At 47.8% G+C, this 12,786-nt stretch carries 13 protein-coding genes and 1 pseudogene; 8 read left to right on the forward strand and 6 right to left on the reverse strand.

All coding sequences use genetic code 11. The annotated features are described in order from the left end of the window. Positions 1-171 precede the first annotated feature (171 nt). Positions 172-399: a hypothetical protein gene (locus EWH91_RS11060; protein WP_129930102.1), complete on the reverse strand. Its 228-nt coding sequence runs from the start codon at positions 397-399 to the stop codon at positions 172-174. 174 nt (positions 400-573) lie between these two features. Here EWH91_RS11060 and EWH91_RS11065 point away from each other — a divergent pair, with 174 nt between their 5' ends. The 7 genes from EWH91_RS11065 (at position 574) to EWH91_RS11095 (ending at position 7,079) form a co-directional block, all read left to right on the forward strand. Then, positions 574-1,560, forward strand: a complete 987-nt coding sequence (locus EWH91_RS11065; RefSeq protein ID WP_129930103.1) for a Gfo/Idh/MocA family protein — start codon at positions 574-576, stop codon at positions 1,558-1,560. Between the two features lie 85 nt (positions 1,561-1,645). After that, the gene (locus tag EWH91_RS11070) at positions 1,646-2,509 is read left to right on the forward strand and encodes a DUF4097 family beta strand repeat-containing protein (protein WP_165364311.1); all 864 of its coding nucleotides are present in this window, start codon (positions 1,646-1,648) and stop codon (positions 2,507-2,509) included. Between the two features lie 722 nt (positions 2,510-3,231). Further along, positions 3,232-3,555 (forward strand): PadR family transcriptional regulator, encoded by a 324-nt coding sequence (locus EWH91_RS11075; RefSeq protein ID WP_129930105.1) that lies wholly within the window; start codon positions 3,232-3,234, stop codon positions 3,553-3,555. Then, complete coding sequence (locus EWH91_RS11080; protein ID WP_129930106.1) at positions 3,548-4,105, forward strand: HAAS signaling domain-containing protein; 558 nt, start codon at positions 3,548-3,550, stop codon at positions 4,103-4,105. The genes EWH91_RS11075 and EWH91_RS11080 overlap by 8 nt, the downstream gene beginning before the upstream one ends. Further along, positions 4,102-5,046: a DUF4097 family beta strand repeat-containing protein gene (locus tag EWH91_RS11085; RefSeq protein WP_129930107.1), complete on the forward strand. Its 945-nt coding sequence runs from the start codon at positions 4,102-4,104 to the stop codon at positions 5,044-5,046. The genes EWH91_RS11080 and EWH91_RS11085 overlap by 4 nt, the downstream gene beginning before the upstream one ends. A gap of 77 nt (positions 5,047-5,123) precedes the next feature. Continuing rightward, positions 5,124-6,689 (forward strand): FAD-dependent oxidoreductase, encoded by a 1,566-nt coding sequence (locus EWH91_RS11090; RefSeq protein ID WP_129930108.1) that lies wholly within the window; start codon positions 5,124-5,126, stop codon positions 6,687-6,689. 15 nt (positions 6,690-6,704) lie between these two features. Then, the gene (locus EWH91_RS11095; RefSeq protein WP_129930109.1) at positions 6,705-7,079 is read left to right on the forward strand and encodes a DnaJ family domain-containing protein; all 375 of its coding nucleotides are present in this window, start codon (positions 6,705-6,707) and stop codon (positions 7,077-7,079) included. A 272-nt stretch (positions 7,080-7,351) separates the two neighbouring features. Here the strand turns inward: EWH91_RS11095 and EWH91_RS11100 are convergent. The 3 genes and pseudogenes from EWH91_RS11100 to EWH91_RS11110 form a co-directional block, all read right to left on the reverse strand. Further along, positions 7,352-7,708: pseudogene (locus tag EWH91_RS11100) on the reverse strand (transposase); the annotation flags it as partial. Positions 7,709-7,864: 156 nt separating this feature from the next. Continuing rightward, positions 7,865-8,416 carry a hypothetical protein gene (locus EWH91_RS11105; RefSeq protein WP_129930110.1) on the reverse strand — a complete coding sequence of 184 codons (552 nt, stop codon included), beginning with the start codon at positions 8,414-8,416 and terminating at the stop codon, positions 7,865-7,867. Between the two features lie 240 nt (positions 8,417-8,656). After that, positions 8,657-9,427, reverse strand: coding sequence for a MerR family transcriptional regulator (locus tag EWH91_RS11110; RefSeq protein ID WP_129930111.1), 771 nt, complete (start codon positions 9,425-9,427; stop codon positions 8,657-8,659). Between the two features lie 280 nt (positions 9,428-9,707). On the opposite strand from EWH91_RS11110, the gene EWH91_RS11115 reads away from it, so the two are divergent. Continuing rightward, complete coding sequence (locus tag EWH91_RS11115; RefSeq protein ID WP_129930112.1) at positions 9,708-10,217, forward strand: type 1 glutamine amidotransferase domain-containing protein; 510 nt, start codon at positions 9,708-9,710, stop codon at positions 10,215-10,217. 492 nt (positions 10,218-10,709) lie between these two features. Here the strand turns inward: EWH91_RS11115 and EWH91_RS11120 are convergent, their stop codons facing one another. Together EWH91_RS11120 and EWH91_RS11125 are read right to left on the reverse strand one after the other, a co-directional pair. Beyond that, the gene (locus EWH91_RS11120; RefSeq protein ID WP_129930113.1) at positions 10,710-11,936 is read right to left on the reverse strand and encodes a cation:proton antiporter; all 1,227 of its coding nucleotides are present in this window, start codon (positions 11,934-11,936) and stop codon (positions 10,710-10,712) included. Beyond that, positions 11,937-12,437 carry a cation:proton antiporter regulatory subunit gene (locus EWH91_RS11125; RefSeq protein ID WP_129930114.1) on the reverse strand — a complete coding sequence of 167 codons (501 nt, stop codon included), beginning with the start codon at positions 12,435-12,437 and terminating at the stop codon, positions 11,937-11,939. It abuts the gene before it with no gap. Positions 12,438-12,786: the final 349 nt, after the last annotated feature.

The raw sequence follows: 12,786 nt of genomic DNA on the forward strand, positions 1-12,786 counted from the left end.
TGGAAACGACGGGATTCGTCTGCCCTGAAAACGAGAAAATGGCTGTCCGCATGTTCCATGCGGGCCAACAGGCATTCAAAATCATCGTTAAGTTGTTCGCTTAGTAAAAATCTGTAAAATCCTTTGCGAAATTACCACCTAAACCATAGAAAATAAGCTGCTATGAATAATTCAGGATTGATGATGACTCAGTGCCGCACCGACGGATGCCAGAATCATCATCGTCAGCAGTATGCTGATTGAGTCCCCGGGAATCAGGCGGCGTCTCCTGATCGAATCGCCCCACTTCATCATCGCCAGAACGATGAACCAGGCCATGCCTGCGGGCGGCAGGACGTAAAGAAGGATAAAGCCGACGGAAAAAGGCCGGCTGCTGATGTTTTTAATAAAAGGTCTCACGGTAAAATCCCCCGAAATCCGTATCTCTACCCTCATTTATAATGAAAAGAAACAGGTACATTTTCTTTATGTATAATTTTTTATATTTGACCGTCTGCGCCTGAAAAGGCTGTCAGCCGATCAACCTTCCGCTATAATGAAAGAAAAAGGATCAACAGGGAGGAGACAGACAGCATGAGACTGGCTACGATTGGGACAAGCAAAATTACGGATTCATTCCTGCAGGCGGTAAAGAAGAGAGGAAGATTTGACTATGCAGGTGCTTACTCGCGAACAGAGGAGAAAGCACGGTCTTTTACTGAAAAACATCATGGCAGCACGTGGTTCACGTCACTTGAAGCGCTTGCGGCAAGTCGCGATGTCGATGTGGTTTATGTGGCTTCACCAAATGGACTGCATTTTAAACAGGTGAAACAGATGCTTAGCGGCGGGAAACATGTCATTTGCGAAAAACCGGTTTTTGTCACACGGAGAGAGTTCGATGAGGCTTTTGAACTGGCGGAGCAGAACCATGTTTTTCTCTTCGAAGCCATCCGCAATATCCAGACCCCGGTTTTTCACCGGCTGAAGAAAGAACTGCCGCGGGCCGGCCGTCTGCGCTCGGCCATTCTAAAGCAGATCCAGTATTCGTCGCGTTATGACCAGTTTCTTTCCGGACACATGACCAATATCTTCTCACCGGAATTTGCAGGCGGGGCGCTCGAGGATCTTGGTGTCTATCCGCTCTATGTCGCGGTCGCACTGTTCGGCACACCGCAGGAAGCAACGTATTTTCCGGTCCGGCTTTCAAATGGGATTGACGGCAGCGGGACGCTGGTTCTGCGTTACGACGGGTTGATCTGCACGGTGCTCTTCTCAAAAATCGCTCATTCGGAGTCACCTTCCGAGATTCATGGCGAGAAAGGGACGTTGAGCATCAACAGTGCATCGGACATTGCCAGGCTGGAATGGACGGACGCTCATACGAAAGAAACGAAACTTCTTGCGGAACATGTTTCGGATAATGATAAACTTTATGAGATTCATCATTTTGCCGACATTCTTGAACAAAATGACCGGGCAGAATACAGACAGCTCAGAGATCTCAGTCGCAGCGTCCTGCAGATCATGGAAACAGTCCGGAAAGAAAACGGTATTATTTTTCCAAATGACAGAAATTAAAGTGAGATTCAGCCTGCAGGCGGATCCTTTTTCCCGGCAAATTGTTTACCCTTAATATAAGGTCATGATGAAGGGCGGTTGTGATGTGGAAACATACCAGGAGAAAACAGCGTCTGTTGAAGGGATCCATAAAATCAGTGTGGAGACTCAATCGCTGGACGTGGAGCTGATTCAGTCGGAAAGCGACGAACTGCAGGCGACCCTCTGCGGCGAACACAGTGAAGATGAAGCGCGGCATATTGAACTTGAGCTGCTGCGCCGGGATGATGAGCTGAGGGTCCGAATCACTCAGCAGGGTCACCTGTCTATGTTTCATATTGTCGGCGGGATCTGGAACAAGTATCTGAGATTCACCGTATATGTGCCCGACCGGCTTTTCGAAAGGATCACCGCAAGCGGCCAGTCGAGTGACATGATGGCAAAACGGCTGATGGCGGGAGAAATGATCTTCCTCTGCCGCTCCGGGGATATTCAGCTGGATGACTGCGTGGCGAAAGAAACACTGAACGTGCGCGCATCAAGCGGGGATATTACGTTAAACGGTGTCCTTGGAAAAGGTGACGTGTCCGTTCAGAACTCAAGCGGCGATATTGACTGCCGGGGCCTGACCGGTGAAACGATCAGCATCGGCACGCACTCCGGGGATCTGACGGTCTCGGATTACCGCGGCCGGCTTCGTGCTGAAGCAAAATCCGGCGACATTGAAATCAAGAGCGATGTCCTCGCGGGGGATGTTGCGATTCATTCAAGCAGTGGGGACGTGGCCCTGGCATACAGACAGGCTGATTCTTTTCTTGTTCACTATAAAGGATCATCCGGGGAAGGAAAAATCCGCATGGAAGGGCTCAGTTATGAGGAGAAAAGTGAGCACCTGATCGTTGGAAAGAAAGGTGACGGTCGCTATCGGGTCGATGTCCGTACGAGTTCCGGTGATTTTGTTCTGCAGTAACGACATTCAGACTTCCCGAACAGTACCGGGAAGTTTTTTTTATGTTATAGAGGATTAGGAGTCCTGAAAATTATTTTCTCCCAAACAGGGGCATGTATGATCAACAATCAGGGACGATCGGGGGGAAGTTACCTGGGATGCGCTCTTTTTGGTTGGGGAATCCGGTTAAGCGCCTGATCAGATGAATAGACGGAAAAATTTCGCTTACGTTAGTCATTCAATTTAAGAATAGCTAAAATAGGCGGAATGATTCCGACTATTGACTGGAGAAAACGGAAAATGAAGCTTGTTGCCTGGCATAAGCGGAAAATTTCCGCTTATATACCCTCGAAAAGCGTGCCGTTCAGGCCCATAACCGGAAAATATCCGCTTATCTTACTTTTTGCTCTCAGGACAAAACATCCTATGACAAGTAAGCGGGATGAAGGCCCTTGCAAGATGGGAGATGGCCTGTGGCGACTTTGAAAGGGCTCGCAAAACGCAGAAGAAGATTTGCCCGGCCAGGAAGGCAAACCTTGACAATCCGGAATAGTTGCGCCGTTTAGCCTGGCGTGCTGAAAACAGCAACATCACAAAAATTTTCATAGATACTGCCTTGCATTATTCAGTACTGTGTCATATATTATAGTATAAGTGCAAAAATGTGAGTTATCCAATTGCCCCTCTAGTGAATAATAATCAGTAGTGAACAGTGATCTGACTAATACGGGGAAGTGATCCGCTTGAATGTACAATTCAAAAAGGGGGTTCTGGAGTTGTGTGTACTCATCCTCATTGCCGACAAAGATCAGTATGGCTATGAACTGGCCCAGAATATTTCAGACAAGATAGAGGTCGCAGAGGGGACGCTGTATCCACTGCTCAGGCGCTTGACAAAAGAAGGCTATTTATCGACCTACCTCAGTGAGTCGACGGAAGGCCCACCGAGAAAATATTATTCGATCACTGAAAAAGGTGAGTCATACATGAAAACATTAATTCGTGAATGGAAACAATTTTCCAAGGCAGTTGACCAGTTTATCAAGGGGGTGCAGCGTGATGAATAAAGACGGGTTCCTGAATGAGCTTGACAGGCTTCTTCGCGAGATTCCAAAAAAGGAACGGCAGGAAATCCTTGCTGACTTCAAAGAACACTTCACAATCGGTTTTAATGAAGGAAAAAAGGAAGAAGAAATCATCCGCGAGCTTGGTGATCCAAAGGTGATTGCTGAAGAAGCACGCTCCGACTATGAAGCGACGAAATCGGAAAGGCCGCAGCCGGTGGCAAACGCCACACGCTGCATTCTGGCAGGCATCGGTATGATTTTCTTTAATCTGGTTGTGGTCCTCGGACCTCTTGTGGGGATTTTTTCAATCTATCTCTCGTTCTGCATTGTTTCGGCAGTTTTTATTGTCAGCCCGCTGCTATCGATAGGTACCCTTTTTGATTCAGGGGGAATGCCTTTTCTCTTTGTTTTCTTTTCATCGCTGATCCTGTGTGGGGCGGGTATCCTGCTTGGCATCGCGATGATCTTCATCGGGAAATTTCTCTGGCGTGTCTTTGCAGGCTATCTTCGATTTAACGTCAATGTCGTCATGGGGAGGAAAAGGTCATGAGAAAATTCATTTACGCCGCTCTGGGAATGATTCTGATCGGTATCATCGGTGTTGCTATGATACTCCTGTCAACGGATCTGCTGGATTTTGAGAAAACGGATGCGCAGAAAAAAACGGCAGACAGCCAGGGCATCAGCGAAATACAGGTGGACGCCGGATCGCTGGATGTCACGGTTGAGAAGACAACAGGCCGCACATTGACTGCGGAAATTCAGGGCTGGGGGAACGGGCAGATGACCCGAAGGACAAAACTGGAAATGCAAAGACACGGCCAGGCACTGCATATCCTTGCTGATCAGAATCCTCAATTTTTTGCGTTTTCATTCGGCTGGAAAAAGCTGGCCGTTAAAGTGCCTGCGCAATTATATCAATCCATCACTGTCCATTCAGGGTCGGGAGATGTTTCCGTACAGTCCCTGCGGGCAAATGACCTGTCTGTTACCACCAACTCAGGAGATATTACGGCTGAAAACAATCAGGCGCCGGGGAACTTTACGGCGAAAGCGTCGAGTGGAGATATCGTGCTGAAACAGACACGTGCGGTGGATCAGGTCTCTGTCACGACGCGCAGCGGTGATATTGATTTGACCGGTCTTGTGGCAGGACACTCCTATGTGAACGCGTCGTCCGGTGACATTACAGTCCGAAATTTCAGCGGGGATCTCTCGTCGCGGGCGGATGCAGGTGACCTCGTGTTAAAAAGTGAACGGTTATCCGGTAATCTTTCTGCAGAAGCATCGAGTGGTGATGTGATCATCGGCTTTAATCAGGATCCGGATTCTCTGACGCTTGATTACCGCGGACGTTCCGGTGAAGGAATAGTCATGACGAAAGGCCTGCTCTATAAAGAAAAATTGGAGGATCTGATTATCGGCCGAAAGGGGAACGGCAAGTATCACATTAAGGTACGGACGAATTCCGGTGATTTTGTATTGAGATGAATACGTGTTTTAGAGCATGATCCGGTGAGATAATGGAGAAACTGAGGGAAGATAACTTACTTGTAAAGGGGATTCCCATGGATCAAAAGAAACGGGCAGGCAGTTTTCCTCAGAAAACCTCATCTATCTGGCGGGATACCGTGCATTTTCCTTCTTTTAAATTACTGAACACCGATATTGAGACGGAGACACTGGTTGTTGGCGGAGGCATCACGGGTATCACGGCGGCCTATGTACTGGCAAGCCGCGGGATGAAGGTTACGCTGATCGACGCGGCACAGCTCGCCAGCGGAACGACCGGCTATACGACGGCAAAAATCACGGCACAGCATGGCCTGATTTATAACGAACTGCTGGCACATATTGGCCAGGAAAAGGCTCAGCTTTACTACCACGCGAACAGTGAAGCCCTGGAGTGGATCAGGCAGATGGTTTTAAACCATGACCTGCGCTGCGATTTCACGCAGCATCCGGCCTTTGTCTACGCGACAACAGACAAAGAAGCCGAAGAGATTGAGAAAGAGAAGGAAGCGTATGACCTGCTCGGCATCCCCGGCAGTCTGAAGCAGAAAATTAATCTATCGATGAACATAAAAAATGCGCTGGAGATGCCGGATCAGGCCCAGTTCCATCCGCTGATGTATCTTCACTTTCTGATCGCGGAACTGGTCAGAATGGGTGTTTCGATTTACGAGCAGACACTGGCCGTCGCCCTTGATGAGGGACCGTCTCCGGTTGTTCACACCAGAGAGGGGTTTGCCATCCACTGCCGTGACGTGTTGATCTGCTCCCATTTTCCCTTTTACGACAACCGGTTTTATTTCTCCAGAATGTACCCGGAACGTTCCTATCTGATGGCATGCGAGACGGATCAGCCGTTTCCGGACGGGATGTATATCAGTGCATCGGATCCGAAGCGGTCTTTGCGCAGCCTGTCGCTGTCCGGGGAAAAAGGGGTACTCGTCGGCGGCGAGAATCATAAAACCGGCCGCGGGGAAAGTACCGATATCCATTATCAGAGGCTTGAAGGTTTTGCCAACGCCGTGCTTGGCGAAAACCGGAAAATGGCCTTCTGGTCGGCACAGGATTATACGACAGTGGATAAGATTCCCTACATCGGCCGGATGGCGAAGAATCGCCCGCACGTTTATGTGGCAGCCGGTTTCCGTAAGTGGGGCATGACGACCGGGACCCTTGCGGCAAATCTTCTGGCGGATTTGTTGCTGGAGAGGGATAATCCTTATACCGATCTGTTCAGCCCGGCACGGTTTGAAGCGGATCCCATGATCAAACGCTTTTTCATCGAAAACAGTGCCGTTGCCGGAAACCTGATCAAAGGCAAAATCGAACGGGGCGGCTCACTGGATGACCTCGGCAGCGATCAGGGGGCGGTGATCCACTTTAACGGCAAAAGGGCGGGGGCCTATAAGCGTCTCGATGACCGCCTGACCATTGTAGATACCACTTGTCCGCACATGGGTTGTGAAGTAAACTGGAATCAGGGCGAGCGGACGTGGGACTGTCCGTGCCACGGCTCGCGTTTCCGGGCGACAGGCGAAGTGATCGATGGCCCGGCGCAGGAACCATTGAAACAGCTTTATTCAGAAAAGCGTAAAGATACAGAGGGTGACACTCCGGCATAAAGGAGCGGAGAATGGATGAGTATTATCGACATTCTGGCTGACGAGAAAATCAAACAGGGAATGAAAGACGGGGCTTTTGATGATTTACCCGGCAGAGGAAAACCGCAGAAATTCGAGGATCTTTCATCTGTTCCTGAAGATCTGCGTGCCGGGTATCATATGCTGAAAAACGCCGGCTATCTGCCTGAAGAGCTTCAGGTGAAAAAAGAAATCGTCTCACTGACGGACCTGATCCGCTGCTGCACGGATGAAGATGAACGGATCCGGCTCAACGGTGAATTGAAGATTAAGAAACTGAGATTTAATCAGCTTGTGGAGAAGCGTTCCATACAAAAGACCCGAACCTACCGTAAATACAGGGATCGGATCTTCAATAAGTTTCATATGTAGGCGGGTAAGCGATAACCTTATGCCCTAAAAAAGGGATTCAGGAAAACTAAATAGAAAATATAAATATACCTGAATTATTCACCGTTCTTCATTTTTTCGGAATTTCGCTCATCAGAATACAGGTAACCTGATTTCACTTGATTTTTTGAATGGAAAAGTGCCTTTGAACATCAATTTCTGAACATTCATGTAAAACAATGCCGTTTTGAGACAGACTTACCCAGTTGATCGTATGAGAGCGTTTTTATAATAGCGAGTTGAACGTTTTTTGGTTACTCGATTTGAAGTTTTTGAATCCGGCTGAGCACGTTCCAGAAGAATGTCTGATAGACAAAACTGGAAGACAGCTTGAAATAGAGCGATCGTCCGGATCGGACCAACTTACTCGCTACCTTCACGATCCTCGTGCGGATGGTTTCGATTTGCATGGTCTTCTGCTTCTCCGGGAACGTCAACGTACGCATCCAATTGGTCAAATTATAGGCGAGCAAGCTGAGCATCAGTCGCGCTTCATTGGTTTGAAATTTGTGGCTGGGCAGTTGATTCAGGCTAAGCCCAGATTTGGCTTCCTTGATGTAGTTTTCCATCGTTCCCCGTTTCTGATAGGTCAAAAAGATTTGTTTTGGGGAAAAGCAGTCAACCAGATATACCCCACTCTGTTTGGTCAGAAAGCAGGAGATACCCAATAGCAGAACGAGTTCTGAAATCTTTAATCGAGCAAATGTCCGGCTGTTTTATCGTTAAATTATCAAGTGACTTGTCCCATAAATTGACAGTCTGACGCTTCAACTCAAATTCGACCCTCCACAAATTTTCAAAATCAATTTCCTGATCGGCTTTATCCTTGCGCTCTTTTTTTTGTTGTAAATTCGTATGTAACGCTCACTATCTCGACTGCCAAAATAACGAGTTTCTACCGCACCATCTCGACCATAAATGACAATTTGTTTCAGCGGAATGTCTGTCATAACCAGAAGATCATTCAAGTTTTCTGATACGTCAAATGCCAAATCCAGCCTTGAAAATCCCGCGTTTTTCAAGTTCGGAAGAATTTTTTCAACAAAAAATGTTTTTGCTTTTCTATCGCAATTATTTGGGTTGAACTCGCAACGAAAATTTCGCCGATCCCTCATCCTGCCCTTTGTTTTGTCATACTCGAGATAGAAAAGACCATCATAAGCCCGAGCCGTTAAATAGTCTGAACCACCACAAAGAAATTTAACGGCACTTTCAAAAGCAACAAAATTCCGGAATTTCTTGGCACAATTGGGAACGAGATCTCCAATAATAGTCATTCTATCCCAGGGAAGAGGAGCTGCTCCGGCTCCTCTTTTCATTTTGGCCATGCATCAGATAAAGGCCCGTGAACTCCGTAAACCGGATCCTGATCCGGTTTTCCAACTTTTGCAATGTTCGCTTTCAGTTCCCGCGTCTCTTTCGTCTTGCCAGGAGGAACGTAAAAGAAATCAGCCTGCAAATCAGAAACGAACATGGCAGCGGGAAATGTGTCACTTCGGGTGAATGAATTGGAAAGAAGACCTTCTCATTAAATGAAAAGGCCTTCTTTCCTGTTCTTTTTATTTATCGGCAAACCCCGCAAAAATACGTACGGCGTCTCGCAGGAAAATCGCTGTCTTTTTGCCGCCACGGTCGTCGTAATAGGCGGTAAACCGCGGATCGTCCACATACATCTGAACGAGCCCCGCGTGCGCTTCAGGAGTGTAGAATCCCCAGAAGTAACTGAGCCACTTCTTATGCAGGGCCGCTGCCTTCTGAGCCGGCTCACTGGCCGGGTCACCGGCCTCCATCCCTTTCTGCAGTTCGGCGAACATCTCATCCTGTGTTTTTTCGGAGTCCTCATATTCCTCTTTTGTCAGATTGCCGAATTTTTTATACGAGTCGTCCACGGCTTTTTCACCATATTTTTCACGGATTTCTTTACCATATTGGTCTTCATTCTTCTGAATCATGTTATTTTTGAATCCTTCAAATTTTTCCTGATCGGTCATGTCTGTTTCCCCTTTCCTGGAAGCAAGCGTCTTTCTGACTGTCGCGATCAGCCGGTCGAGACGCTTCCTTTCCGCTAATAATCTGTTGGCCTGCCCGGTCAGGGCGCGTTCAATATCAAAATCCGGCGCGGTCAGTATTTGCCGGATGGTCTTCAGGCTGAAGCCAAGTTCCCGGTAGAACAGGATCTGCTGCAGCAGGTCAACCTGTTCGGGCCCGTAAATACGATAACCTGATGCATTGATTTTTTCAGGTTTAAGCAGATCCATTTTGTCGTAATAACGCAAGGTCCGGGCACTGACCCCTGCCAGATCACTCAGTTCTTTCACCGTATAAGCCATCTCATCACCCCCTGACATCTGTATCATAAACCCTGACGTAACGTTAACCTCAAGCCTTTTTTTAAAAACAATCGGAAACTCAGACCTGTTTCGTTTCGGCGGATGATAAGAAAATAATTTTCAATCTTGAGCAGATCATTTGATCCACTTCGTTTATCTTATTAGACTAAGATAGTGTGACAGGACACAGGTCCCATGACATGTCCCGGTTGTGAAGAATAAAAAAATGGCATTCCGGGAAATGTAAACCGTAACTATTTCTGAAGGAGGATATTTCATTATGGCAAAAAAGATTGCTGCAGTACTCGCAAATGACTTCGAAGATGTAGAATTCACAGGTCCGGCAAAAGCTTATAAAGATGCCGGCCACGAAGTTGTTGTCATAAGCAGGAAGAAAGGTGAAACGATTACCGGTAAGCATGGCGCTAAAGTCACTGCGAACGCTTCAATAGATGACGTAAAGCCGGAAGATTTTGATGCTCTGCTGATTGCCGGCGGTTATTCACCGGACAATCTGAGAGACGATGATCGTTTCGTTTCATTTACGAAGGCATTCATGGATGCGGATAAAAATGTATTCGCCATCTGCCATGGCCCGCAGCTTCTGATTACCGCGGATTCCGTCAAGGGTCACAACATTACCGGATATAAATCGATTGCTGTCGACCTGAAAAATGCCGGCGGAAACTACAAAGATGAAGAAGTTGTTGTTTGCCACAATCTTGTGACGAGCCGCACTCCTGACGATATTCCGGCATTCAACCGTGAAAGCCTGAAAAAGCTCGCCTGATGTCGGTGAATACATGAACGAGGCTTATTTCTGAAAGGATAATGCCTTGTTAAAGTTTGAAAAAAGTGTCGCCTCTCCGGGCGGCACTTTTTTATCATGGCAGATTGTCAGGCCAGGTGCAACGAATGTTCCTGAAATCATTTCTGTCGGTACGTCAGCCTGAACATTTCCGTGGACGCTGATTAGTCAGCCAAACAGCCTGGATCAACCTCCGCCGGAATTACCGTGGAAAACCCCGCAAAGTAGTCTGCTGTGATTTTCATTGGTGCCACGCGGCATTTGCGGGGAAAAAAATGAAATGCCGGATGACACCTGCAGTGAGAGCAACGGTGAAAACCGGCTGATGGATGATACATCATGACATGTGTTTGAAAGTAAATGTTTGTCAATAGATTTTCAGAATCATTGCGGGTCGACCAGGCCATAACTATGTTTTCGTTCACATCATTCATTACAATGGGAACACGTCCCTTAAATGAATAAATCAAAGATTCAATCGTGGTCGGTCTGTCTCTTCCGGCCCCGGTTAGAGCCGCGTTCCCACTTGAAAATGCGGTTCAGAAAAAGATATACATGTCTGGATTCTTTGGTCAGAAGAGGTCCCAGGATGGCGAGGATCAGGACGTATAATGCTGAAAAGGGCTGAAGTATGGGCATCAATCCGCCGGCGATTCCCATATTGGCCATAATGACTGAAAATTCGCCTCTGGAGACAATCGTCAGACCAATGTTCGAGGAAGCTTTATGGGACAGTCCGGCCGCTCTTCCGGCCAATTGTCCGGCGGCAAAGTTACCGATGATCGTCAGAACGACCGCTCCCAGCGTGATTCCGACTGCACCGCCGAGCTGCGTCGGGTCAATGCTCAGTCCGAAGCTGAAAAAGAAAATAGCTCCGAAGAAGTCGCGGAATGGAGTAACCATCTTTTCGATACGTTTTGCATGTACGGTCTCGGAGAACACGAGTCCGAGTAGCAGAGCGCCAATTGCCTCAGCAACGTGAAGGGTTTCCGAGAATCCTGCGATGAAAAAAAGAGTTGCGAACACGACGATAATAAAAATTTCATCGGATTTAATTTTCAGCTTGTTCAACATGGGCGCCCCGACTCGGGCAATAATGAAGAAAAGCATCATGTAGCCCAGAGCGATCAGGACCGACAGTATGGTTCCTCCAGGCGTCTGGTCGCCGCCAAGTACGATTCCCGAAACGATGGATAGGTAAACGGCGAGAAAGATGTCTTCAAACATGATGATACCCAGAATCAGTTCGGTTTCTGTATTCCCGGTCCTTCGCAGATCAACCAGCACTTTTGCGACAATCGCACTCGATGAGACGGTAGTGATTCCGGCCATGATCAGTCCTTCTTTAAGCGGGAAATTGAGCACCAGCGGATAGATCAGGCTTAAAAAAAAGTTGATGCCAATGTAAATACAGCCTCCGATGATGATCGATTTCCCAGACCGGATCAGTTTTCCGGTTGAAAATTCCAGGCCAAGATAAAAGAGTAAAAAGAGGATACCGATCCGTCCCATGAAATCAATGAGGTCTGCACTCTGGACAAAGCGGAGGCTGATCACACCGAATTCAGGAGCATGCGGGCCGACAAGCATGCCGATGACGATCAGAAAAGGAATGGTTGAAAACCTGAGTTTCCCGGCTATGACAGCTCCGATTGCTATCAGGACAAGTGCGGTACCCACTTCAAGGACTAGATGGTCCATTTAGTTCCCCCTTTCCTTTTGAAACAATTCTTTTAAGGCGCGATTAAGATCCGCCCGTTCGCCGGAGACGACGACCATATCGCCTGCCTCGAATGTCGAGTCCACTCCCGGGTTCAGCTTCTTATCCTGATCTTTTCGAATGATACCGATGACATTTATTCGATAATTTTGCCTCATGCCAATCTCGCCGATCGTTTTTCCGACTACCGGCGCTTCCCGGGGGATTTTATACCACTCAATCACCAGATCGCCGAGATTGACATCAATCGTCTCCAGCGCTTTAGGTTTATAGGTCATGCCGCCGAGAATGGATGCCAGCTGTCTTGCCTCAGAATCGGTGAAACTGACGCTGGATATGCTTTCATCCGCGTCGTTCGCATCAAAGTGATAAACGTCCCGTCGCCCGTCATCATGAATGACGACGACGACTTTTTCATCGCTGTCTGTTGTCAGTACAAACTTTTTCCCAATGCCTGGGAGTTCGGTTTCTCTGATATTCATTTTGATCCTCGCTTCCTGCTGGTTAATGTTCCGAATCTTTTGATCTGTTATTCGCAGATCACCTCAACCCTGCCCTTTAATTGTATCTTAAAAAATGTACAATAAGCAAAGAAACATGTTGATGCGATTGACGGCGCGGCTGAACGCTGCGGACCAGTCGGGAAAGAGGATGGCGGGAAACTGGTGAAGCGCTTGATTTGTTTCGGGACAGCATTACTGCGGTATGGGACAGATTGTCGTAGACACCCGCGCTGACCGGACGGCCGTGAAGTAGTGACTTGTGAGAACAGACTCCGCAGGTTTTATTCTTGCCCCGTGGCGAAACGACGACGATCATCCACTTGTACAG

The organism is Sporolactobacillus sp. THM19-2, from assembly GCF_004153195.1.
Taxonomy (GTDB): Bacteria; Bacillota; Bacilli; order Bacillales; family Sporolactobacillaceae; genus Sporolactobacillus.

Coding starts and splice junctions, on each gene's coding strand:
- EWH91_RS11065 (WP_129930103.1), top strand. CDS start 574: ATGAGACTGGCTACGATTGGGACAAGCAAAATTACGGATTCATTCCTG.
- EWH91_RS11080 (WP_129930106.1), top strand. CDS start 3,548: ATGAATAAAGACGGGTTCCTGAATGAGCTTGACAGGCTTCTTCGCGAG.
- EWH91_RS11085 (WP_129930107.1), top strand. CDS start 4,102: ATGAGAAAATTCATTTACGCCGCTCTGGGAATGATTCTGATCGGTATC.
- EWH91_RS11090 (WP_129930108.1), top strand. CDS start 5,124: ATGGATCAAAAGAAACGGGCAGGCAGTTTTCCTCAGAAAACCTCATCT.
- EWH91_RS11095 (WP_129930109.1), top strand. CDS start 6,705: ATGAGTATTATCGACATTCTGGCTGACGAGAAAATCAAACAGGGAATG.
- EWH91_RS11105 (WP_129930110.1), bottom strand. CDS start 8,416: ATGAAAAGAGGAGCCGGAGCAGCTCCTCTTCCCTGGGATAGAATGACT.
- EWH91_RS11110 (WP_129930111.1), bottom strand. CDS start 9,427: ATGGCTTATACGGTGAAAGAACTGAGTGATCTGGCAGGGGTCAGTGCC.
- EWH91_RS11115 (WP_129930112.1), top strand. CDS start 9,708: ATGGCAAAAAAGATTGCTGCAGTACTCGCAAATGACTTCGAAGATGTA.
- EWH91_RS11120 (WP_129930113.1), bottom strand. CDS start 11,936: ATGGACCATCTAGTCCTTGAAGTGGGTACCGCACTTGTCCTGATAGCA.
- EWH91_RS11125 (WP_129930114.1), bottom strand. CDS start 12,437: ATGAATATCAGAGAAACCGAACTCCCAGGCATTGGGAAAAAGTTTGTA.